Source organism: Peribacillus sp. NPDC097197 (assembly GCF_050278025.1).
Classification (GTDB): domain Bacteria; phylum Bacillota; class Bacilli; order Bacillales; family DSM-1321; genus Peribacillus.
Genome location: NZ_JBNNST010000020.1, coordinates 12,703 through 36,480, shown reverse-complemented (window position 1 = coordinate 36,480; position 23,778 = coordinate 12,703). Strand labels below are relative to the sequence as shown.

15 protein-coding genes are annotated in these 23,778 nt (G+C 41.4%); 8 read left to right on the top strand and 7 right to left on the bottom strand.

Annotation, left to right across the window (positions count from 1 at the left end; genetic code table 11):
• Positions 1 to 40: 40 nt before the first annotated feature.
• The 3 genes from ACQKL6_RS18680 to ACQKL6_RS18670 all read right to left on the bottom strand — a co-directional run bounded on the left by ACQKL6_RS18680 (position 41) and on the right by ACQKL6_RS18670 (position 4,459).
• Positions 41 to 2,008 (bottom strand): sigma-54-dependent Fis family transcriptional regulator, encoded by a 1,968-nt coding sequence (locus tag ACQKL6_RS18680; RefSeq protein WP_402991607.1) that lies wholly within the window; start codon positions 2,006 to 2,008, stop codon positions 41 to 43.
• Between the two features lie 336 nt (positions 2,009 to 2,344).
• Positions 2,345 to 3,394, bottom strand: a complete 1,050-nt coding sequence (locus tag ACQKL6_RS18675; protein ID WP_402991610.1) for a 2,3-butanediol dehydrogenase — start codon at positions 3,392 to 3,394, stop codon at positions 2,345 to 2,347.
• Between the two features lie 303 nt (positions 3,395 to 3,697).
• Positions 3,698 to 4,459, bottom strand: a complete 762-nt coding sequence (locus ACQKL6_RS18670) for a 2-keto-4-pentenoate hydratase (protein WP_402959466.1) — start codon at positions 4,457 to 4,459, stop codon at positions 3,698 to 3,700.
• A 1,041-nt stretch (positions 4,460 to 5,500) separates the two neighbouring features.
• On the opposite strand from ACQKL6_RS18670, the gene ACQKL6_RS18665 reads away from it, so the two are divergent.
• Both ACQKL6_RS18665 and ACQKL6_RS18660 read left to right on the top strand, forming a co-directional pair.
• Positions 5,501 to 6,721, top strand: coding sequence for a quaternary amine ABC transporter ATP-binding protein (locus ACQKL6_RS18665; RefSeq protein ID WP_402875515.1), 1,221 nt, complete (start codon positions 5,501 to 5,503; stop codon positions 6,719 to 6,721).
• Positions 6,718 to 8,445, top strand: coding sequence for a glycine betaine ABC transporter substrate-binding protein (locus tag ACQKL6_RS18660; protein WP_402991613.1), 1,728 nt, complete (start codon positions 6,718 to 6,720; stop codon positions 8,443 to 8,445). Before ACQKL6_RS18665 ends, ACQKL6_RS18660 begins: the two co-directional genes overlap by 4 nt.
• 52 nt (positions 8,446 to 8,497) lie before the next feature.
• Here ACQKL6_RS18660 and ACQKL6_RS18655 read toward each other — a convergent pair whose 3' ends face one another.
• From ACQKL6_RS18655 to ACQKL6_RS18645, 3 genes are all read right to left on the bottom strand, one after another.
• A complete protein-coding gene (locus ACQKL6_RS18655; RefSeq protein ID WP_402875518.1) occupies positions 8,498 to 8,692 on the bottom strand; it encodes a hypothetical protein in 195 nt (64 codons plus the stop codon).
• A 199-nt stretch (positions 8,693 to 8,891) separates the two neighbouring features.
• The gene (locus ACQKL6_RS18650; protein WP_427651733.1) at positions 8,892 to 10,976 is read right to left on the bottom strand and encodes an SA1320 family protein; all 2,085 of its coding nucleotides are present in this window, start codon (positions 10,974 to 10,976) and stop codon (positions 8,892 to 8,894) included.
• 12 nt (positions 10,977 to 10,988) lie between these two features.
• On the bottom strand, positions 10,989 to 11,933 hold the full coding sequence (locus tag ACQKL6_RS18645) for a DUF1672 family protein (RefSeq protein WP_402991618.1): 945 nt from the start codon (positions 11,931 to 11,933) through the stop codon (positions 10,989 to 10,991).
• A gap of 643 nt (positions 11,934 to 12,576) precedes the next feature.
• On the opposite strand from ACQKL6_RS18645, the gene ACQKL6_RS18640 reads away from it, so the two are divergent.
• The 6 genes from ACQKL6_RS18640 to essA all read left to right on the top strand — a co-directional run bounded on the left by ACQKL6_RS18640 (position 12,577) and on the right by essA (position 22,540).
• Positions 12,577 to 12,867, top strand: a complete 291-nt coding sequence (locus tag ACQKL6_RS18640; protein WP_402875524.1) for a WXG100 family type VII secretion target — start codon at positions 12,577 to 12,579, stop codon at positions 12,865 to 12,867.
• 92 nt (positions 12,868 to 12,959) lie between these two features.
• Entirely contained in the window at positions 12,960 to 13,199 is a 240-nt protein-coding gene (locus ACQKL6_RS18635) for an EsaB/YukD family protein (RefSeq protein WP_427651744.1), read from the top strand.
• Positions 13,200 to 13,269: 70 nt separating this feature from the next.
• Complete coding sequence (essB, locus tag ACQKL6_RS18630) at positions 13,270 to 14,640, top strand: type VII secretion protein EssB (protein WP_402991621.1); 1,371 nt, start codon at positions 13,270 to 13,272, stop codon at positions 14,638 to 14,640.
• A 33-nt stretch (positions 14,641 to 14,673) separates the two neighbouring features.
• Positions 14,674 to 19,122 (top strand): type VII secretion protein EssC, encoded by a 4,449-nt coding sequence (gene essC, locus ACQKL6_RS18625; protein WP_427651731.1) that lies wholly within the window; start codon positions 14,674 to 14,676, stop codon positions 19,120 to 19,122.
• A gap of 18 nt (positions 19,123 to 19,140) precedes the next feature.
• Positions 19,141 to 22,071, top strand: coding sequence for a type VII secretion protein EsaA (gene esaA, locus ACQKL6_RS18620; protein ID WP_402991627.1), 2,931 nt, complete (start codon positions 19,141 to 19,143; stop codon positions 22,069 to 22,071).
• The gene (gene essA, locus ACQKL6_RS18615) at positions 22,058 to 22,540 is read left to right on the top strand and encodes a type VII secretion protein EssA (RefSeq protein WP_402875530.1); all 483 of its coding nucleotides are present in this window, start codon (positions 22,058 to 22,060) and stop codon (positions 22,538 to 22,540) included. Before esaA ends, essA begins: the two co-directional genes overlap by 14 nt.
• Before the next feature lie 286 nt (positions 22,541 to 22,826).
• Here the strand turns inward: essA and ACQKL6_RS18610 are convergent, their stop codons facing one another.
• On the bottom strand, positions 22,827 to 23,777 hold the full coding sequence (locus ACQKL6_RS18610; RefSeq protein ID WP_402991630.1) for an ABC transporter substrate-binding protein: 951 nt from the start codon (positions 23,775 to 23,777) through the stop codon (positions 22,827 to 22,829).
• Position 23,778 lies beyond the last annotated feature (1 nt).

The window sequence follows — 23,778 nt, the reverse complement described above, 5'->3', positions numbered from 1 at the left end:
AGTGGATAAGTTTGGGCTTTTGTCGTTGCATGTTATTTAATTATCCAAGCCAATCTTCTGGTTTCAGTTGATACTGCTTGATTTTTCGATAGATGGTAGAGCGGGAAATGCAAAGGGTCTTTGCAACGTTGGTAATGTTTCCGTTTTCTCTGATCATGGCTTCAATAAGCGCTTCTTTCTCGTTTTCCCCTATATTTTTAACCAATTCAGGAGGAAGGTCGAATGGGAATACTATATTTCCTTCCGTATTGAATAGGGCTTGCTGGATAACATTTTTTAATTCTCTTATGTTTCCTGGCCATGTGTATTGTGTCAGGCAGTCCATGGTATCGGGGTGTACCAGAATGTCTGGTTTTCCGAATTGACCACCCATGGTCTCCATGAATTGGGTGACTAACTCAGGAACATCGTCGATTCTTTCCCGCAAAGAAGGAATTCTCATTTGGATCACGCAAAGTCGATAATATAAGTCCTCACGAAACTCGCCTTTTTTGACCGCTTCCGCTAAATTTTTATGAGTAGCAGCGATGACACGAACATCGAGAGGTATTGGTTTATCTCCGCCAATTCTTGTGACGACTCTCTCTTCGAGTATTCGAAGTAAATGAACTTGTAAATCAAGCGGCATATCTCCAATTTCATCAAGAAAGATTGTGCCTTTTTGGGCCAGCTCGAACTTCCCGGGATTGCCTTTCGCCTTAGCTCCGGTAAAGGCCCCAGATTCATAACCGAATAGTTCACTTTCAAATAATCCATGAGGGATGGCACCACAGTTTATCGCTACGAAAGGCTGATCACGGCGGTTGCTTGCCTGATGGATTGCCTGCGCGAAAACTTCTTTTCCCGTCCCGGTTTCTCCTGTTAGGAAAAGTGTAGCATCGATTAACGATGCCTTTCGCGCCTTTTTCACGACTTCTACAAAATCGTTGGAGGAACCGACCATATCATCAAAGCTATAGCGTGTAGATTTAGTATGTAAGGAACGGCCTGATGAAGGCGTATGTCCGATGGAAGATGGATAGGCTGAATTCTCTCTTAGAAATATGACTGCACCTAGCCGTTCGTCTTGGAAAGTAACGGGATAGATGGAGCAAATGAATTTTTGCTTGTTTTCATCATGACTTACTTTTTCTTCTCTTATTCTCAGTCCGTAGAGTAAGACAGAATCAACAAGTCTATCTAATTCAGGGAGATGCTTGATTGATTGAACATCTTTTAGGATGGAATGCGATTTGGCCACTCTATTTTTTTCTATAATGCTTTTTCCGGTATTCACTACAAATACGGCATCTTCCACACCTTCTAGTGCTGTATTCAAAAATAAATTATTACGCAGAATATACTCATGATATTGCCGATCAATAGATTTCGATATATTGTTCACTTCTGAAATGACGAGCCCAATCGTGTGTTGGTGCACTTGATTAGAGCAACCTGCAATATTGATGATTCCTATTAGCTCGTTTGTAAAAGGATCCAAAATGGGGGAGGCGACACAATACCAATCATGATTTTTTTCACAGAAGTGTTCAGAAAACAAAACTCGAGAAGGTTGTTTCGTCTTCAACACCATTCCTACCGCGTTTGTTCCTGCAGATGTTTCACTCCATGTGCCCCCCGTGAAAATACTTATCCGCTCAGCATTTTCCAATACACCCTTTTCACCGGAGGAGTGCAGAATAGTACCATGTTTATCCGTAATGGAAAGCATTGTTTTAGAGTCATGTAGGATATCTGACAAACTGTTTATTTTCGGGGTAGCGAATGAAAGCAATTGCTCGTTTTTATCGAGCCGAGTCTTCAAAGTGTTTGGGCTAATGATCTCATTAATTTTATTCTGGAATGGGCTGATGCCTAGTTTCTTGGAATTTTCCCATGAATCGAAAATCTCAGCCCGGATGCTTTTATCAGGATACTGTCCTTTTTCTTGGTAAAGGTTCCAAGCGCTTTTCGTGGAAAGGTTGTATTCTTGGGATTCAACAATAGCTCTTCTAAGTGTCTGATTCATTGAATGTCCTCCATCATATAGTTACTTAGGTGTATCTCGTTAATTTAAAACAACTTATTCCAGCCATTTAAATTAACGATAGCTAGAAGATATTATCAAAAAGGACCAAACTAAAGCGGGTTTAGATCTATAGAAGATGAAGAATTGGTATTGAATGAAGTAGACAAGCGTTTAGCTTCTTTTGGTCCATCGTAAACTTGGTGAAGTGTTCAATAACGAAGAAGGCAAGCAATTACATATAGATAAAACAGGAAGGAATGAATAAAAATCATGTTGCTGGATAGTCGTTAGACTATCCAGTTCATCTATCCGAACATTCTTTAACGGATTTTCATCTCATTTAGCTTGTACTAATATTTTTATTTGATTTCTTTCTTTTAATAGACCTTCGAAGCCATCTTCGATTACATTATCAAGCGTGATACGCTTAGTTACTAGTTTGTCGGCCGGGAAGTATCCTTGTGCCATTAAGCTTATGACAGCTGGAAATACATCACGATAGCCAATGATACCCGTTACTGTACGTTCTTTCAGAACGATATTTTGCGGATGAATGGGGGCCTCTTTTTCAAAAATACTTACAATCATCGTCTCACCATTGAATGTAGTGGAGTTGATGGCTTGTGTTAAGACTGGTGGGATTCCTGTGACTTCATAAGAAACATCCACTCCACCATTTGAAAGGTTTTGAATTTGTTCTACAACATCTCCGTTATTTGGGTCAATTGCGATGGCTCCAAGTTCTTCTGCTTTCTGTCTACGTTGTTCCGATAACTCAACCGCATAGATTTCCGCCGCTCCGGCTGCTTTAAGGGCTTCAATAACCAATAAACCGATTGGGCCAGTTCCAAAGACGGCAGCTTTATCGCCAACCTGTAGTTTGCTTTGTTTTACAGCATGAAGAGCCACAGCTGAGGGCTCGACAAGTGCTCCTTGCTCATATGAAACAGTTTCAGGAAGTTTATGTAACATATGTTCTGGAACAGAAGTGTATTCGGAAAATCCGCCTCCGCCTCCAGCAAGTCCGTAGAACCCCATTTTGTTGCAAAGGTTGTATTTCCCTTGTTTGCATGCATCACATTCACCGCATGAATAGATGGGTTCCACAACAACGCGATCCCCTGCTTTTACTTTAGTGACACCTTCACCAATTTCAATGACTTTTCCAGAGAACTCATGCCCCATAACAATCGGAGCTTTATCCCCGCTTAAAGGATGTGGTTCTTCCGCTGGGATGAATATGGGTCCTGCCGTATACTCATGCAAGTCACTCCCACAAATTCCACACCACTCGACTTTAAGTTTAACTTCGCCTTTTTTTGCATGTGGCTCTTCGATATTGTCTAATCTTAAATCTTTAGTATTATGCCATCTGAGCGCTTTCATATTGACACTTCCTTTTGTAGTATGGATTTTATTACCACTGAATCTCAAAATCAGTATACTATTATCGTAATTTTCTTTCAATTTTCAGTAGAGTCTAGTAAACGAGAAGTTTTGGATGATAGGGTAGTAGTCTTAAGCACTTCGAAAGTGATCTTACGAGAGTTATTGAACGGGTTCAATCAAATTGCTGGATAGGGGTATGTTGAGAAAAAATATGGGAGAGGCGTTTTCGAATGAGATGCATGGAGAGGGGAGAGGCTTTTGAGGCCTTTCCCTTTTTCACTGAGACATTGCGGTCCTTATTTATTCCGTAACCGATAACGTAACGGAGCCGATTCCTTCGAATTGACCAGTATACATCCCGATTTCTAGTGTTTTTGGTAGGATGAATGTGCCAGATGATACGAACATGCCTGGTTCGAGTGTTAAATTATGTTGCCCGAGTTTTTCAAGTAGCCACATGATGGCCTTGAGCGGATGCCCCATTACAACCGAAGATGTACCTTCATCAATGGTTTGTCCATTGAAGAGCAACTTGCCATTGATATTGTCTATATCAGTGTAGGTGTAGTCTTTTGCTTCCCCGATGGTTACTTTTCCGCCAACTGCCCCATCTGCGCAAACCTGTTCTTTTGGCATTTTAGGAAACCAATCCTCAAAGCGGGAATCAGGAACTTCTAATCCTGGAGCAATTTGTGTTTTGTTGATTATTTCTTCTTCAGTAGAAGCGGCAGTCAAGGGCTCTTTGACAATAAAGACTAACTCCAGTTCGATCAGCGGACTTAGCATTTGCTTACTTAAAGAAATCTTATTGGTTATTTGTTTATCGGTTAACTGTCCATACAACGGTTCCTTGGCGTTAAACAAGGCTTGTGTTTCGGGACTAGTCATACTGATTTTATACCCTTTCAGGCATTCATCATTTGCTCTTTTTGCGGCAGTGAAAGCATGTTGAATTCGATAGGCTTCTTCCAAACTGATATGTGATGAAAAAACGTCCTTTTTCAATGCCTTTACGTGTATGTAGGAGTCAGACAATTTGTTCAAAAAGACTTCCTTAATCATTCTATCCCATCCCTTCTAATTGAATATTAATACTATTCTAACATTTTTTTAAAAGGAAGAGTTTATTCTTTCTGCCAGAAAACCAGTGAAATAGAAATCATGGAATGCCTTAAACGTTTTTGTTTGAAAAACCTGGTTAGATGGGTTGTAGAATCCATCTAATTGCCTACTAATTTTATCCAAATCAACCCGTAGGATTTACCCAAAAATGTGAAACAATTTCATTTTTTTAAAAAAACTTTTTACGTCTTCGGTACGGAACCAATTACGCGGTTTTTCGGTAAGGGCTTACACCGTTGGTACGTCAAAGTTAACCGAGGGTAATCGAAGCAAATTATCCGCGTGAGAATAGTGGGATCTTATCATGCAATTAAGCCAGGTATCATCACGGTTTACACTCTGCTTCATTTGAATCTTATTTCAATCTTTGTTAAGGTTATTAAGTACTTTAGGGATAAACGTTTAGTCCTAGGGATGGGACGAACAAAAAAATCCAAGTAAAAAACCATTTAAATGTCAGTCGGTATACACCGTTTCTGCAACTATCCTCAGTTGTGATTACTCCTTTTTTTTCTACTTGAAATGCTCAAATAATCACACGTAAATGATCAAGCGATGAATCATGGTCATTGTAAACGTGTTTTTCTTAATGTGTTGTGGTTTAGGACAACCACCGCTTAATTTGGCCACTTCTGTCTTTATTAGGGACACATACTTGATTGTGGTCTAAGGAAAACTCTAAATGATATCCATGTATTCTACTATCGCACCTCTTTTTTCTACTAAAAAAACTCAATTATTTTACACATATGACCAGGACTAATTATGTGAATGTTAAGTATTTTTCAGTGCGTTCGTTTTGGTATACAGTGTAACGTTTTACCCATTATGTTACGTCATTCCCCCTTTTGACGTTCGTGTGAAAGTGCAGGTTGGACTAGCTTAAGAGAGTAGAATTATACAATCATGATGACTCATCACAAGATGAGGAAAACAGCAGAACTGAACATCATATGGTCAACAAACTAACGAGGTGACTGAATGAAGCCATATGTAGAGGTCAGAAATGTTTCGAAAATTTTTGGGAAATCCCCAAAAGCAGCTACGGATTTATTGAAGCAAGGCAAGTCAAAGAAGGAAATTTTGAAAGAAACGGGTCAAACGGTTGGCGTGAATAACGTCAATTTTGAAATTTATCCCGGTGAAATTTTCGTGATCATGGGGTTATCCGGAAGCGGAAAATCGACTTTGATCCGTATGTTCAATCGATTGATTGATCCAACTTTAGGCGAAATCCTAATCGAAAATGAAGATATAGTAAAGATGAATGCGGCCCGCTTAAGAAAAGTAAGGCAACAGAAAATTAGCATGGTTTTTCAAAACTTTGCTTTATTCCCTCATAAAACGATACTGGAAAATGCCGAGTACGGGCTGGAAATTCAAAAGGTGGATGTGAAAATCCGACGTGAAAAAGCCATGAGTGCGCTTGAAGCGGTTGGGTTAAAGGGATATGAAGAACAGATGCCTTCACAACTTAGCGGCGGGATGCAACAAAGGGTCGGTCTTGCACGTGCGCTTGCAAGCGATACGGATGTCTTGTTGATGGATGAGGCCTTTAGTGCGCTTGATCCGTTGATCCGTAAAGACATGCAGGATGAATTGCTAGAAATTCAAGAGCAATACAAAAAGACGATCATTTTCATTACCCATGATCTTGATGAGGCATTAAGAATCGGGGATAGGATTGCGCTTATGAAAGACGGAAGCGTCATCCAACTGGGAACACCAGAACAAATCATGATGAACCCGGCTAATGAGTTTGTCGAGAAGTTTGTTGAAGATGTGGACTTATCCAAGGTGCTTACCGCATCTCACGTGATGAAGCGGCCTGAGAAAATCGCAGTGGACCGTGGTCCAAGGGTTGCCCTTGAGATCATGCGCAAACAAGGTTATTCCAGCATATTCGTCGTAGATCGTAAGCAAGTCTTATTAGGGGCTTTGTCGGCAGAGCAAGCACGCCAGGCATTGAGAAATGACCAATCTATTTCTGAGGTGATGTCAACGGATATCCCGACGGTTCCTGAGGAAGAATTACTTGTAAACCTTATGGACGTGATGGCAACTTCCAGTCTGCCGATTTCGGTCATTGATGATAAGAGAAGAATAAAAGGAATCATTGTCCGTGGTGCCGTCATTGGGGCATTGGCAGGTAATAAAGATTCATTGAATGAACTGATAGAAATGGAGAGTGAAGTTCAATGAATATACCAAAAATCCCATTAGGCGCTTGGGTCGACTCTTTAGTGGACTGGATAACGATTGCATTTGCCGGATTATTTACTCTTATAACGAATGCGATCGAAGGGTTATTGAACCTCTTAGTAGATGTGATGAGTGTTGGACCTTCCATCGTATTGATTATTGTTTTAACTCTTTTAGTTGCCTATACAAGCAAATGGCCGTTAGGAATATTTACGTTCGTTAGCTTATTATTAATTGATAATCTAGGATATTGGGACTCAAGCATACAAACGATTGCTATCGTTTTATTATCAGGGTTCCTCACCATTCTGATAGGGATCCCAGTCGGTATCTGGAGTGCACAGAGTAAGACGGTAAGAAGAATCGTGACACCCGTTCTGGATTTCATGCAAACGATGCCTGCATTCGTTTACTTGATTCCGGCCATCCTGTTTTTTGGAATAGGGGTCGTGCCAGGGATCATCGCGTCGTTCATTTTTGCCATCGCACCAACGATTCGAATGACGAGTCTTGGCATTCAGGAAGTGCCCAATGATTTGATTGAAGCAACGGATGCTTTCGGTTCAACGAGTAGCCAAAAGCTATTCAAGGTACAATTGCCATTGGCGATGCCAACGATTATGGCGGGAGTTAACCAAAGCATCATGCTTGCCCTTTCTATGGTCGTTACGGCTTCCTTGGTCGGTGCACCTGGCCTTGGGGCAGATGTTTACCGGGCAGTAAGCCAAATTAACGTCGGACAAGGCTTTGAAGCGGGCTTGTCGATTGTTATCATTGCCATCATTCTCGATCGCATCACGCAAAACCTGCGTAAACCAGCGTATGGCAAGCTTCTTAGCAAGAAAGTATTTTTCTCAGTTCTAGCGATCCTTGTGGTCGGTACGGCGTTATTTACAATCTTGAAAAAAGAAGAAGTCATGCAAGGCGGTACAAATAACTTTGGTGAACAGACCAATTATGAAATCATCGGTATCGAGCCGGGAGCCGGTTTGATGAAATTAACTAAAACGGCTATCGAAGATTACGATTTGGACAACTGGAATCTTGTCGAAGGTTCTTCAGCCGCGATGGTTGCGGAATTGAAGAAAGCGATTGATAAGAAAGAACCGATTATCGTTACGGGTTGGTCACCGCATTGGATGTTCTCAACATACGATTTGAAGTATCTTGACGATCCGAATGAATCCTTTGGCGGTGCTGAAAACATTAATACCATTGCTCGACAAGGACTCGAAAAGGATGCGCCTGGGGCGTATAAAATCCTAGATCAATTCTTCTGGGAAACGGGTGATATGGAAGATGTGATGGTCGAAGTTGCTGGGGGCAAGTCTCCATCTGAAGCAGCGGAAAAATGGATCAGTGCAAATCCTGATAAAGTGTCTGAATGGACAAAAGGTGCAAAAGAAGGAAATGGTGAAAGTATCAATCTTGTGTATGTGGCCTGGGATACGGAAATAGCCAGTACAAATGTGATTGGCAAGGTTCTCGAAAAGAATGGCTATGATGTAACACTAAGCCAAGTTGAAGTGGGACCAATGTTTGCTGGCGTTGCAAATGGAAGTGCGGATGCATTTGTTGCGGCATGGCTTCCAGGAACGCATCTTGAATATTACAATAAATATAAAGAAGATATCATCGATTTAGGACCAAACCTTAAAGGAACGAAGAATGGATTGGTTGTGCCAGATTACGTCGATATTGATTCTGTTGAAGACTTGAAATAAAGGAAAGAGGGATTTTCATTGATGAAAATCCCTCTTTTTTTTGTTTTATAAACTAGTGAGGCTTCCCTTTAATGGAAACAAATTTATTCTTCAACTCATCGTCCGTTACTTCAATTTTGCCCCTCAAGTCTTCGGATAGCAATACATAGCTTTTGACACCGATAAACTCCGAGTCAGAAACGACGAAGAATCTTGCTCCTTTTTTATAAAGTGAGGAAAAGTCTTCCGTTAACTTATACATTTTCATCTTTTTTCCACCTTGGCTGTTGTTGAATGGTCATTATTAGGATGGAGAACAGGATGCTTTCATTATAAAGAGATTTCCTTCTTTAAAATAGGGGGAAATGCAAAACGTGGATAAAACTCGAATGAGGAGTAAGCAATCCCAACGGTTGAATGATAGAGTAGTAGAGGCAGTGGGATTGTATCCTTGTCAATCTCATGGATTATAGTGTTCCCCGATTGACTTGTTCTTTTAAGAGCTGGATGTTTCCTAATACGTTCTTCGATATTTCCAAGGTGGCTTCAATTGCCATTGCTTTTTGACCTGATAGTTGAAAGGTAATATCCTCGAATAAAACTTCCATGTCATCCAGAACGGCTAGAGCAGAAACATTGTATAGACGAACATCACTAAATTTTCCAGGTTCGAAAATCGCTGTATCGATATATGGTTTAAAATTACTAAGCATTTCAGGAAGATTGATGATCATACGGTCCATTCCTAGACGAATGCCTTCTATGGATGTTTCCATTTCTATGATAGGCTCCAATACTTCTTGGACGGCGTTCTTTATTTTCTGTTCATAATCCGTAAATAAACTTATAAGCAAGCTCACAGGATTACCGTAAATTCCTACTGTCAAAACGGCATTAACAGCTAGAATGATGGCGTCTAATGCTGCCTCGATCAGTGTCAGTACTGTTTTTACGCTTATGAGGATCGGCATTAATACCGTCATCCCTAAAGTGTTGATTTGATTATGTGCCATTTGGACTTGAATCTCTTTGATTTTCATGCCGACCTTTAGGTAGGGGGAGGGCTCTAAAGTGATAAGAGCTGTTTTCTGGACAGAGCCTATTCCATCTGTCGGGGATGCGCTGGTTTGTATGGCTCCTGCTATACTGGCGTCCTTATCGTGAAACGTATCGGCAATGTCCTGAACTTGGCGCTCGTAATCCTGTAATTGTTTATAGACGCTTTCCTTATTTCTTTCGAGTATGTCATAGTGCGCGTCAAGTTCTCCTACAACTGCATCTACAAAAAGGTCTTTTCCGCCTTTAAATAACTCCGGGATTTCATTCGAAATAATAGTCCCGGCACTTGCCACTAAGTCATCGATATCCGCTTTCAATTGCTTCAAGTACTCTTTTGGAGCATAGAAAAGAGTCTCGACGCTTAGATTCACGGATGTGATATATTCGACTATCTCAACAGGCTTAGAGTTCAGGACATTATTTAGAATCCTGCATTTGTCTTCTGCCTTATCGAGGAGCCTAATTAGTTCGTCTATGCATGCCTTCATGACAAACCCCGTTGTGGTGATACCCATAAAGACAGGTTCCCCGGCAATTTCCTCGAACTTTTGTTGAAAGGCATCCTGAAGTGCTGTTACCCGTTGATTGAATTTTTCATTTTCGGTATGGACGATACGGACTGAGTTACCGACATATTCCCTGACCTTGCCAAGACGGCCTTTCACATTATCACGTATTCCATGGGACAGTAGCATCATGTTTTCTTGGTTCATTTCGATTCGCTCACTCTGGCCCCCATACAAAGGGGCGCCTGTCCAGAGACTTGTGACGATATGATCGTCAGCTCCAATATGGACAAAGCCGTGACCTGGTTCTCCTTCTATTCCTATCTCTAATGTAAATTCTCCATTTGCATCTTGCTTGATATATCCAGTATGGTTGGAGCCAAGCATGGAAAAGGAGGGGACGCCGTTATTTATTCCGTACTTCTTACCAGGAATGCGGTCGCCCATCTTAATGGTCTCTTCCGTCCCCGTCAGAAAGTCAAACTTACTATAGTAATTTGTAATATTAGCATATTCTTTATCCGGATCAACCATACCAGCAGGAAGGATCGCTGGATTTAGGGTAACGGCTTTTACTCCTGGATTATCGATTCCGACCGCATTGGTTAAAGCACCAGCAAGGGAATTTCCAGAGACGGAAGATACCTCACCCACTTCATCATTTATATGCTCAAAATAGGCTACGGCTTCTCGGACCTGGGCAGGGGGGGCATCGCTAAGCAGTTTTGTATTCGTTCCAATCCAATCCGTATCCATTTGCTCACTGCCAACGAATACCACGGTCAGCTCTCTTGTTTTAACATTTTGAACAGTAAGTGCATCAAGACCGGTATCCGTGTTATAGATGGTATCTATCACCCTGAATTTCTTTTCATTCACCTTGAACACTTCATCTATATCATAGTGAACATAAGAATGGTATCCGGCAAGCTCGACTAAATCATTATCATCGGTGGCGTGGCTTGATAGGGTATTAACAACAGCCATAGAAGATCCTCCCTAATCTTTCATGATTTCATTTGGTGCTGTTCTTTTTAACGAGTTTTCCTTCGTCCCAATTGCTCGTCTTCGGTCGATTAAGTTATCATTCAATATGATGGAATATGAACCACGTGGGATGCCTTCCATCTTTTCGATATCAGAGACGATTTTATTGAAAATGGCTTCATCAGGGGCCTTATCTTTGTCTTTCATGTATAAATAAATGGTGAAAATGATATCCTCTGGTCCAAATGCGTCTTTCTGAAGAAAATCCCTCAATTCATCCTTACTGATATCCGGGTTTTTTAGATACATTTTATAGAGGGAATCAAATGTATCTCCTACTGGATTTACATAGTAGTGAGAGGTTGCGTATCCTTTAGCGCCTACTTTTTCAATGGCCTTTATTGGTGTTCCCACTATAGGGTAACTGGCTGTGGTTTCTTTTAAGTAGCGATCTAAGTTTGTGAAATCCTCATCAAAAGCCATGGCGTATAGTGCACCAGAAAGGGCGTTTTCCACTTGTCCCTCTTGAGACCAAACTTCATCTGTTTTTACTTTTTTCCTATCGAGATCAATGGGGACGATGGCAAAGGTATAAAAATGAGGTTCGCCGATTGACTCAACAAAAACAGATGCCCCATCAACCGCACCGATTATGTTATGGACCATAACTTCCGTCTTATATGTATCGAGGAAGAATGCCTTTACTGCCTTTTGAATCTCTTCCCGGTGACTTGCAGCGAGGTGACGGATTTCCTTTCCACTATTGCGTAGGGTGTACCCAGCCCCATGATAGTCTTGAATTCGTACAAAGTGATCTTTTTCATAAGCATTTCTTTCACCACTCGTGGCGACTATTTCCTTTTCTACTTCTTTATCTTTTGAAAGATTCATATTTAAGCATCCTCCCAGCAATACGGTTACACCTATTCCTAGCGCCATGACTTTTTTGCCCTTCATTTAAATATCCCCCCTTCAAAGATGCTGTACGATTTGAATATCCAATCATCTATTTTGCGTTCCACCTATACTCTTTTTTTACACATTACCCAACTAATGTAAATAATTCTATCATAATGGGAAATGTTACTTCTGATATCATCAAATGTTTTCAAAAAATAGGTAGAAAGGAATGGGATATTCGTAAGTTTGAAGTCCTTTGGTCTATTTGTGAGCAGAAGCTTACAACCATGATCATGATATCCGGGTTGTTTATAGTGAACATCGTTCAAAGAAGTATATTACATTTCCTCCCAAGTTAGTGTGGGCCGGACCTAAAGTCTTTAATCAAACGATTGATTAAAACAATGATGGGGGTGCAAAAGTCACCTTTTATAATGGAAAGGACGAATTAATCCTATTAAAGGAAAAAATAGTAGGTATATAGAGCGGTTTGTTTGAAAATATGGAAAAAAATGATATATATTTCGCCCAAAGTGGTTTAGAAATGTATGGAAACAGGTACTTAGACTTCTATGATGGTAGATTTAGGATTATTTATATAATCATAATTTACCATTTTATGACCCGTTTGTTAATTTTTATGGCAGAATTTGTATAGTTCTATTAAAATGTAACTAAACACATTAAAGGAGGAATTGTTATGTCACAAATTCGCGTAACCCCATCGGAACTTAAGGATGTAGCTAGACAATATGATAATGAAAGCCAGCAGGTCGTTGATATTATTGGCCGTTTGGATAAAATGAGGGATCACTTAACAGGAATTTGGGAAGGTTCTTCTAGTCAAGCCTTCGTTGGACAATATGAAGAATTAAAACCTTCATTTAATGATATGGCTCGTTTATTAAATGAAGTATCTCAACAATTGACGAAATCTGCTCAAATCCTTGAAGATACAGATAATCAAATTGCTAGCCAAATTCGCGGATAAATTAGATAAAAACGAGATAGAAGCTTTAGGGAAAAGCGCCGTGAATCTGATTGTAGATCGTGGCGTTTTTTTCTTTTAATGAGGTGATTGGCATTTATATTCAATTAACCATTGATTTAAAAAGATATACGGGCGAGGTCTTTGATCTCCAAGTGTCCAATTACCGCTCCGTCAAAAAGGTTGTGGAAATTGTCTGGGAGGTAAAGGGGATTGCACAAGTGCCACGTGAAGGATATTGGGTGCGGGTTCAAAATAAGGAGTTTGTTTGTTCCGGTTATGACACATTATTGGATAGTGGCATCACGACGGGGGATCGGCTCGAGATTCTTTAATGGTAGAGGTATGTCTTACATATAGGAAAAAAGTCTAAAGCCCTTTAGCAGGGGTAAAGGAGTACATAGAATGGGTGAGAAAAAATCATCATATTTGGAAAAGCAAATGGAAGCGGTAATGAAGAAGAATGATGATGGATATATATTCGTTTTCCAACGTGCTAAATTGCTGATGCAAAATCCCTTGGAATTACAGCTGATTCAGGAAGTGGATTCGGTTCTTCATAAAACTATAGAGGTTTCAGAGGATGAGGTGCAGATCAGCATTGTACCGCCCACCTCTTTTTTTGCTTTTAACAAGGCACGCAATAAAAGTTCTTTGAATCGATGGATGGCTTCCCATCAAATGATTAACAAGATCAGGAGACATGAGTTAACTCGGTTACGGGTAATCGTCTGCCCGGAGAATCTGGTTTTCGATCGAAGTTTTACTCCCTATTTTCTTCATTATGGCGTAAAAGAAAGCCTGCCGCCGTATGAGGAGAACGCCAACCAGCTGTTTCAGGAAACCAAGGCGACGATTGCAGCTCTTGTTGATAGTCAGTATACATTTGATCAGTACCTTCTTTACCATAAAACTCTTAAACTATCGAAAGAAACCCAAAGTATCTTAGCGGAAGAGACTTGGGAAGGGCTGATCTTGTATGTCCAGAATCAAATAGAGTTTCTGGAAAAAGAACATAAAACATTTGTGCATATTCCAGAAAAAAAGTGGAAAATGGAGCGTTACACATTATGGGGAATAGGCATAATCTTAGTCCCTCTCTTATTCTTTACGATTTATACACTATTCTTTTCCCAACCAAGGCAAGAGGCTTATGTGGAAAGCGGGGAGAATTTCCTGAAACAGGAATATAGCCAAGTCATTGATCGATTGGAACATTTCAATCCTGAGAAAATGCCATATGTTGTTCAGTATGAGCTTTCTAAATCTTATGTCACTACCCATGGGTCATTGATGGACTTTCAGAAGGAAAATATCTTAAAGGCCATTACGCTACAGACCGATAGTCAGTATCTTCTCTATTGGATATACATTGGCCGGGGCATAAGCGAGGATGCAATCAACTTAGCGAGAATCATGGAAGATCGAGAATTGATTATGTATGGACTTTTGACACAAAAGGAACAAATTAAATCTAATGAGGATTTGTCCGGTGAAGAAAAGGAGACACAAGTGAAAGAAGTGGATACGGAGCTTAAGGAGTATAAAAAGGAAATGGATGAATATCAAAAACAGCTTGAAGAGGCCACGCAATTGGAAGAACAGGAGCAGCCTACTACAGAGCCAAATAGAGAAAGCGTAGTGGAACCGGAAGCCAAACCAGCTGTAAAAGAAGAGGAAAAGAAAAAGGAACCTGCTTCTAAAGAAGAACCTGATAGCAAGGAAGCCTCGGGAAAATCAGCTGAAGAAAAAGAGAAAGAGAATAGCAAAGATTGAGTACGTATGTGCCCTTTGCGGAGGTGAGAAAGAATGAGTTCACTATGGATTTTCTGTAAGAAGACATACCAATCTTATACGATTAGGGAGAAGCAACTGGACCCAATTACGATTGGATCATCACAAAAGGATACAATCACGATTTATTCGCTTCCCTTTAACGAGGGACACATTGAGTTGAGGAAAGATGAAGAGCTTGATGAATATATGGTATTCAGGGGCGAAGAGAAGATTGGGGAGGTAAAGCCTTTCCAGTCCTATATTTTTCACGAAAATCAGGAAGCTGTGGAAATCTTTTATGCTCCCGGAGAACTGAATGAAAGCCTTTATTATATAGATAGTTTGAAAGAAATATCGATATCCGCCCAATCAGGAGCGACGATATGCAAGCAGGAACCAAGTGGAAATGGCTTTTCCCTTGTTCGTCGTCAGGGACAATGGTTGCTCGAACCTACAGCGGACCGGCTTTTTTTAAATGGTGAAAAGGTGGAAGAAATGACGGCACTGGAAAATGGCGATTTGATCTGTTGCCCATATATGGTACTGAGGTTACTAGAAGGCGACATATTAATGATCAAAAGTGCGGATCGTTATGAAACGTCCTTATCCGAAATCATGCAGCCTATATCCGAAATGAAAAAAAGCTATCCCGAGTACCGCAGGACTCCACGGATGATCTATGAATTGCCGGATGAGAAAGTGACCATCTCATTCCCAAGTCAGGAATCGGAAGACCAGAATCGTGGGCTATGGCTGATCCTAATGCCCCCATTAATGATGTTGATCGTCATGGGAGTCGTCATGATTGTTCAGCCGCGTGGAATATTCATCCTCATATCGATTGTGATGTTCACCACCACCATGGTGACTTCCACGGTTCAGTACTTTAAAGATAAAAAGAAACAGAAGCTAAGAGCTGAAAGACGGTTACGCGTCTATACAAGGTATCTAGAACAAAAGCGAGAAGAGTTGGGCGAGTTATCGGCACAGCAAAAGAAAGTATTACTCTACCATTACCCTTCTTTTGAGAAAATGAAGCAACTGACGAATCAGATTAGCGATCGAATATGGGAGCGCACAATGGAAAGTGAAGACTTTCTCCACTTCAGGGTCGGTACGGCGTCCATTCCCTCCAGTTATGAGGTCAAGGTAAACAGCAGTGATATGTCAAATCGGGATATTGATGATCTACTTGAACAGTCCCAGGAACTTGTCGATGTTTACAAAAGCCTTGACGATCTACCCTTAACGATTGATTTGTCTAGCGGCTCCATGGGCCTAGTCGGAAAGGAAACAGTCGTCAAACGCGAGCTGCAGCAGATGATTGGCCAGTTGTCTTTCTTCCATAGCTATCATGATGTCCGGTTTGTGGCGATTTTCCCAGAAAAGGATTATGAGGAATGGGAATGGATGAAATGGTTGCCTCATTTCCAGCTGCCACATGCATACGCGAAAGGCTTCATCTATAATGAACAATCTCGTGATCAACTATTATCTTCCATTTACCAGTTACTCAGAGAAAGGGACCTTGACGAGAATAAAGGAAAAGTAAGATTCACCCCTCATTTCGTATTTATTGTCACCGACCGTACATTGATTGCGGAACATGTCATTCTTGAGTATTTGGAAGGGAAGACCGAAGAGCTGGGCATATCAACCATCTTTGCAGCCGATGCCAAGGAGAGTTTATCGGAAAATGTCCATACATTAGTGAAGTATATCAATGATCATGAGGGAGAAATCTTGATTCAGCAAACAAAAGCCGTTCATACGCCTTTCCGGCTAGATGAGCACGGTAAGGAAGGAAATGAGCGGTACGCCCGGTTATTACGGTCGCTTGACCATCAAAAAGGGATGAATAATTCCATCCCTGAAACCGTTTCGTTCCTGGAACTTTTAAAAGCCCGTGAAGTGGAGGAGCTGCCAATCAGCCAGAATTGGCTGACGAATCAGTCTTCCAAGTCGTTAGCGGTGCCGATTGGATTGAAAGGAAAGACAGATAGGGTGGAGCTGAACTTACATGAAAAGGCACATGGTCCCCACGGTCTGGTTGCCGGTACGACGGGTTCAGGGAAGAGTGAATTGTTGCAGACCTATATTCTTTCATTGGCTGTTCACTATCATCCCCATGAAGTTGCCTTTCTGCTCATTGACTATAAAGGGGGAGGAATGGCACAGCCTTTCAAGCAGATTCCCCATTTACTTGGAGTCATTACGAATATTGAGGGAAGCAAGAACTTCAGTGCCCGGGCACTTGCCTCGATCAATAGCGAGCTGAAGAAACGCCAGCGCCTGTTTGATCGCTATGAGGTCAATCATATCAATGATTACACGGATTTATATAAAGAAGGAAAAGCCGACAAGCCATTGCCACACTTATTCCTGATTTCGGATGAGTTTGCCGAGCTTAAGAATGAAGAACCTGATTTCATTCGGGAATTGGTCAGTACGGCACGGATCGGCCGGAGCTTGGGTGTTCACTTGATTCTGGCCACGCAAAAGCCAGGTGGTGTGATTGATAACCAGATTTGGAGTAATGCCCGTTTTAAGATTTCCTTAAAGGTGCAGGATGCCAATGATAGTAAGGAGATCTTGAAAAATAGCGATGCTGCGAACATTACCGTCACCGGGCGTGGTTATTTACAAGTAGGCAATAATGAGGTGTACGAACTGTTTCAGTCGGCATGGAGCGGCGCCCCTTATATGGAGGATACAGTGGGATCCGAGGATGAAGTAGCACTCGTCACGGATCTAGGGCTTGTCCAGATATCCAATGTAACGGAGCAAGTCTCTCGCACACGTAAAGAGAAAATCAGTGAAATTGAAGCTGTGGCAGATCATATTGTAGCGACGCAGAAAGAAATGAAAATTCCCAAACTGGCTAGTCCTTGGCTGCCTCCTCTTTCAAATCGACTATCACGAATTGATCAAAGAAGCCAAACGGAAAACCAGTTCTATCTAGGAATGAAAGACGAGCCCGAATTGCAGAGCCAGACGGATTATGTTTACAACTGGATAGAAGATGGAAACATCGGGATTTTCGGATCTTCCGGCTATGGCAAGTCAACGACGGTATTAACGCTTCTATTCAATTTCATCGATCAATTTTCACCTGAAGAACTGCATTATTACATTTTTGATTTTGGAAATAGTGCACTGCTGCCACTTCGACAGCTGCCACACACAGGAGATTATTTCAGATTGGATGAGATGAGGAAAATCGAGAAATTCATGTTGTTCATGAGGACGGAGATGGAAAGGCGGAAACAGCTTTTCTCTGAACGGGAACTTAGCAATATCAAGCTCTATAACGCCCTAGTAGAAGATAAGTTGCCGATTATTTACATCGTCATTGACAACTTTGACTTGGTGAAGGATGAAATGCCAGACCAGGAAGCGCAATTCATCCAGTTTGCCCGTGATGGACAATCACTTGGAATCTTTATGATCTTGACCGCTACAAGAATCAATGCCATCCGTCAGCCATTGATGAATAGTTTAAAAACGAAGGTCGTTCATTACCTAATGGACAGTTCGGAACAATATTCCGTTTTAGGCAGGACGCCTTATGAAAATGAACCAGTACCTGGGCGGGCATTGGTGAAGACAGACCAGACCTATCTGATGCAGGTGTATCTGCCAGCAGATGGAGAAAATGATGTAGCCGTTTTGGAAGAAATGAAACAGGTCGTGGCTGAAAACAAGACTCGATACAAGGATTTGGCTAAGCCGCCAGCCATTCCAATGTTGCCAAATCGCCTAGACTTGGCGTCATTCAAGACGTACTATTCACCATCTACCAAGAAAGGGCTCATACCAATCGGCCTTTCAGAAGAGAGCGTATCTCCTGTATGGGTAGATTTGCATGCCAACCCATTCTTACTTATTGTCGGTCAGTCACGTAAAGGGAAAACGAACATGCTTAAAGTGGTCTTAGAAACGCTTCTTACCCAGACGGTCGGGGAAGTTGGCGTATTTGATGGAGTGGATCGCGGTCTATCACCTTATGCAAGCAGGGAGACAGTACGTTACGTAGAAACGAAAGACCAAATTACAGAATGGCTCGATCACATCACGGAAATATTTGAGGCTCGTGAACGCCAGTATTTAGAGGCCTTGGAACAGAAGCCAATGAAACAGCTTGATTTTTCATCCGTCATCTTTGTTATCGACAGCATTTCAAGATTCCAGCAAGCGATTGATGGAAGAATTCAGGACAAGATAAGCGGTTTAATGAAACAATACAGCCACTTAGGTTTTTCCATGCTCGTGGCTGGAAATGCGAATGACTTCACGAAGGGGTATGATTCCCTGACAACGGAATTGAAACAGATCAGGCAGGCAATCTTGCTTCTGAAAAAATCGGATCAGAGTTTATATACGCTCTCGTATTCAAGAAAAGAAGAAGAAATTCAGCCAGGGTACGGTTATTTTGTTCTAAATGGCAGGGAAAGTAAAATCCAGATTCCACTAAGTGAATAAGAAGGAGGGAGAAAGACGTTGAATAAGACAATAAAGCCGTTGTTATTAATTGGGAAGATACTTGTGATCATTGCTCTGCCCATCTTGTTTTTTTCTTATATCGGTCAAAACCCAATGAAGAAAACAGAAACGGCTTCTCGTGAGATTGCTATTGTCAATGAAGATAATGGGGCGGAATATGATAAGAACCAGATTCAAGTCGGATCAGAACTTGTCACGACTTTGGACAAGGATTCTGAATATGATTGGGTCGTCGTCAACAGAAGTGCCGCGGAAAGTGGATTGGCTAATAAAAAGTATGATGCGATCATTTATTTCCCATCGGACTTTTCCAAGAACATTTATACCTTTAATGAAGAACAACCAGTCAAAGCGGGGGTTAAATACAAGGTCCAGACAAGCTTAAATGCGGAAAATATGGAAAAGGTCCAAAAAGAGTTAGAGAAGACCAAGAATAAAATGAATAAGCATATTTCCACGCAATACTGGAGCTATGTATCTCAATCGGTAGAAGATATCCGCAAAAAATTCGATAAAGTTTTGACGAAGGAAATCGCTTTCCAAAACACGATGTATGAATTTTATACCCCAAGCTCAGAAAGCCTGGCTGGGGAAATCAAGCAACATAAAGATATGCTCAAAGGGGTTTTCGCTTCCACGAAGAGTGCAGGGGAAACCACCAATGAAACATTAGGTGAAATGGGGAAAACAAAAGCACAAATGGCCTCTTTCGTGGAGGAAGTTGTGACGTTTGAGGAATACCAGAAAGCGCAAAGTGCTCTTTTTGCTTTGACATCCACCCAAAATCAACAGCTGATCATGGATAGCATCCAAGCGTATGATGGGGTGCTGAATGAGGGAGTCCAGACGATACCGAATATCCAAAAGGATACTAAACCGGGATTTAGTCTTAATGAACAAGGCATGAATGAGAACGTGGTGATGATGCAAGAAAAGATCGAGAGCAGCACTAGTAACCTGGAGGATTTCTCCACCACCATGAAAGAAAAACAGGTGGAACAAATCTCGAAAATAAAGGATGAACAACAAAGTTCGATTGATCAATTTAAACAATCGGAAGAGGACGGACTAAACAAGCTTCAGACAACTTTATTGGAGCAACGTGGAAGTTTGGCCAACAGCTCGGGGGATAAAGATGAAATCGGTGGAGGCGATACACCGATAGAAGATGTTGATACAGGAGGAAAAGGGGATTCAGAGGCAGCGCCTTCAAAAAAGGAAGCAATCGATGATATCTCACTTCAAGTGTTACTGGATAAAATTAATGGTATGAATACGACCCTTGAAAGTTTGGTGCCGGCAGAAGGCAGTGAAGAGGCAAAAGATCAAATTAGCTCTCTTGCAGGCAGTCTGCAAGAGGAAATCAATGGTCTGAGCGGGACCTTGAATAAAAGAACGGAAAACTATAATCAAGTTGTCGTACAATTCAATGCATTGATAGATTCATATAATACGTTACTAACAAATTATAAGAAACTACAAACTGAATATGAAAAGTTGGGAAAAGATTATAAGGATTTGGGTAATCAATGGGAGCAATCACAGGAGGATATTCAAAAATTACAGGATATCCAAAGTATGACCATCAATGAGACCCTTACGGAAATCAAGAAAACAGAAGACGAGCTACTTAAAAAAGTGGGAGGAGAAAGACGGGCGGCATTAGTGGATGTCTTTAATCGATCCATCCTGAGCCGTGACTCAAATGCACTTCTAGCTTATTATGGTTCGCTTTCTTCCTATGGGGAACTTGTTCAACGAGTCAATGAAACGAAAGAAAGTTTGGACGAAGTGTTTACCGCCAATATGAACGAATTAGAAAATATGAAAAATGGCGTTTCTGGTATCGTCGATGAAGAGGCGAAACTTGTCCAATCAAGCCTTTTGGGAGTGGAAGAAGACTTTGGGGCTTTATCTAGCTCGATGCTCGACTTTATATCAGAATATGACGAAAATGTTGAAGTGGAACATGCAGCCACGCTGGAGGAATTAGCAGCCATATCAGCGAGGGCTCAAGAAGTAACGGCAAATCTGACCGGTAATATGGAGACTCCCGAGATGGAGGAGGCCCCTGTTGGAAGTCTTAACGGAGAAATGTTTGTATCTCTTCAGGATTCTACGGCAACCACTGTCGGTTATATTTCGGAGCTAGTCCATTCTGTCGCAGAGCGTCAAGATACCGTTACGAAAGATACATCAGACCTTCAAGCAAAAGTGGGATCCGTTCAGGAAAGAGCCGATCAGCTTAATGAAAATTGGGCTCAAAACGTGGATTCCACGAAGAAAATCAAAACCGATGTCTACAGTGTTTTGAATAATACGTTAGTGGATGATCAGTCGAACGGGTATGTGTACGAGTATTTGGCGAATCCCGTTCAAATCAGCGGGGAAGTATTGCAACAAGAAAAGGTTAATATCCCACCAATCGTGATGTTAGTGATCATCCTTATCTCAGGATTATTGATTGGTTTCTTCCTGCACCATTATGCATCCGTTCCGATGCTGGTGCATGCAGCCTTATTCGCATTACTGAACTTGATCGTCGGCTTGATCATTAGCATGTATGGGCTGAAGATTTATCCGCTTGGCGATATGCAGGCGATTAAATGGACCGTTTTCACTGTCCTGCTTCTATTCTTCTGCTCAGCTTTCACACAGCTTGCCTTTGCGATAGGACCATTTGTCGGGGCGATTCTGGTCATTGGTTTAATCAGTTTCTTTACGATTCCATTATTAGACCTGATCATGCCTAACTTCAATGTCGACCATCCGGTAGCCAATGTTTACATGTCCATTCAATTCGGGAATCAGTTGGCCTTTATCCCGGCTACTACCATTTTGATTATACTCACGGTGGTTGCTGCGGTCCTTCCTTATGTTATGAAGCGTCTTGCAGGTAAAAGAGAGATGGCCCATGAAGCGGAGTAAACAGGTAATTCTCGTGTTCTTCTTCATCCTCTTCAGCCAGCCTATTGATGGGCAAGCTGAGGAGGAACCCATCGTGGAGCCGAATGTGTATCAGGAAAAGGATATCAATATCCAAACTGAATATTTTCATGATGAGGTGTTATTGAAACAGAAGGAGAAAATTCCGGAAGAAGTAAAAGGACTTACTTTTGAAAGAGGAAAGTATGATGTCATAGATTCGATAGAAGAATCCCTTTTTCTTTCTCCTATGACGGAGGATAATAATATCATTGCTTCCAAAGCGGAAGAAATGGGGTTGTTTTCTTCAGAAGTCCCCATTCGAAAGAGAGATAGGGAAGAAGAGAACTCTTTTCTGAACTTTGATCTATCATTGTTACTGGCGATTGTTTTAGGAGTTGCCGTAGTGTGTCTGTTTGTTATCCTTATCCCGAGAATGGGTAAGTTGAATCAAGAAGGAAATAAGAAATGAAGAAGCCCGACTCCAGATTTAGGAGTCGGGTTTTTCTTTTTCCTTATTTTGAAAGGGTGATCAGGAGACCTAAAAGAAGGGCGATGGTAAAGACCCATATAAAGAATTTTTTATACATATTCATTACCTCGAATCGTCAAAATGTGATAATTCATTTTAGCAAATGAGAAGGTATAAGCAAAATGTACGATGAATGAAAAGGATGGAAGGAAGAGGTGAATGAGAAATATAAAAATTAGAATACAAAACCCGCATGCTTGATTTCATGCGGGCTTTGAGTGTGTCTTTATTTGAATAATTGCGGATATATGGTCTTTGCAGTTAGTTCTACGGCTTCTCCGATACGCGGTCCGGGACGTGACATGACGTCTTCGCTAAGCTGATATACTTGGTCTTCCTTCACGGCGCTGACATCTTTCCAACCTTTACGGGATTTGATTTCATCCACAGCATTGTCCACATAGCCTACGGTTGTGATGATGGCATCCGGGTTGCGCTTGACGACTTCTTCATCTGCTATTTTCGCCCAGCCCTTTTGGTCGGCAAAGATATTTTCGATACCGGCAGACGCCAAGATCTCTTGCTGGAAGGTTTCAGCTCCCGCTGTATAGATTTCCGGAGAAGGGCTGATTTCGAAATATGTTTTTTCTTTAGAATCGACACTCGCCACTTTTTCTTCAACATCTTTGATTTGTTTTTTTATGTTTTTGACTAGGTCTTCCCCTTGGTCCGTTACGCCCATGACTTTGGCAATTTGATCAATATCGCTATATACATCATCAAAGGTCACGGCTGATTTAATAATGAAAATGGGAATTCCCGCATCTTCAAGCGGCTTTAATGCTGCTTCATCGCCAATTGTGTAGGCAATGATGGCATCCGGTTTCAAAGAGATGATTTTTTCGGAATTGATTGTCATTGAATCAGAGACACGCTCGACATCTTTAGCTTCCTCAGGATAGTTATCGAAATCTGTCGCTCCAATCACCTTATTCCCTACACCAAGGGCATATAAAATCTCCGTATTACTGGGTTGAAGTGAAACGACCGTTTCCGGAACCTTATCAAATGTGATTTCTTTTCCACTATCATCGGTGACGGTATAGGATTTGACTTCTTCAGTTGTTGCAGGATCTTTTTTCTCTATCGATTTCTGATCATCATTCGAGGCACATCCTGTAAGGAAAAGGGCGACCATCAGAAGGGCAATCCAACTGGATCTTACTGTTCTTATCATG

Coding starts and splice junctions, on each gene's coding strand:
- ACQKL6_RS18680 (WP_402991607.1), bottom strand. CDS start 2,008: ATGAATCAGACACTTAGAAGAGCTATTGTTGAATCCCAAGAATACAAC.
- ACQKL6_RS18675 (WP_402991610.1), bottom strand. CDS start 3,394: ATGAAAGCGCTCAGATGGCATAATACTAAAGATTTAAGATTAGACAAT.
- ACQKL6_RS18670 (WP_402959466.1), bottom strand. CDS start 4,459: ATGATTAAGGAAGTCTTTTTGAACAAATTGTCTGACTCCTACATACAC.
- ACQKL6_RS18665 (WP_402875515.1), top strand. CDS start 5,501: ATGAAGCCATATGTAGAGGTCAGAAATGTTTCGAAAATTTTTGGGAAA.
- ACQKL6_RS18660 (WP_402991613.1), top strand. CDS start 6,718: ATGAATATACCAAAAATCCCATTAGGCGCTTGGGTCGACTCTTTAGTG.
- ACQKL6_RS18655 (WP_402875518.1), bottom strand. CDS start 8,692: ATGAAAATGTATAAGTTAACGGAAGACTTTTCCTCACTTTATAAAAAA.
- ACQKL6_RS18650 (WP_427651733.1), bottom strand. CDS start 10,976: ATGGCTGTTGTTAATACCCTATCAAGCCACGCCACCGATGATAATGAT.
- ACQKL6_RS18645 (WP_402991618.1), bottom strand. CDS start 11,933: ATGAAGGGCAAAAAAGTCATGGCGCTAGGAATAGGTGTAACCGTATTG.
- ACQKL6_RS18640 (WP_402875524.1), top strand. CDS start 12,577: ATGTCACAAATTCGCGTAACCCCATCGGAACTTAAGGATGTAGCTAGA.
- essB (WP_402991621.1), top strand. CDS start 13,270: ATGGGTGAGAAAAAATCATCATATTTGGAAAAGCAAATGGAAGCGGTA.
- essC (WP_427651731.1), top strand. CDS start 14,674: ATGAGTTCACTATGGATTTTCTGTAAGAAGACATACCAATCTTATACG.
- essA (WP_402875530.1), top strand. CDS start 22,058: ATGAAGCGGAGTAAACAGGTAATTCTCGTGTTCTTCTTCATCCTCTTC.
- ACQKL6_RS18610 (WP_402991630.1), bottom strand. CDS start 23,777: ATGATAAGAACAGTAAGATCCAGTTGGATTGCCCTTCTGATGGTCGCC.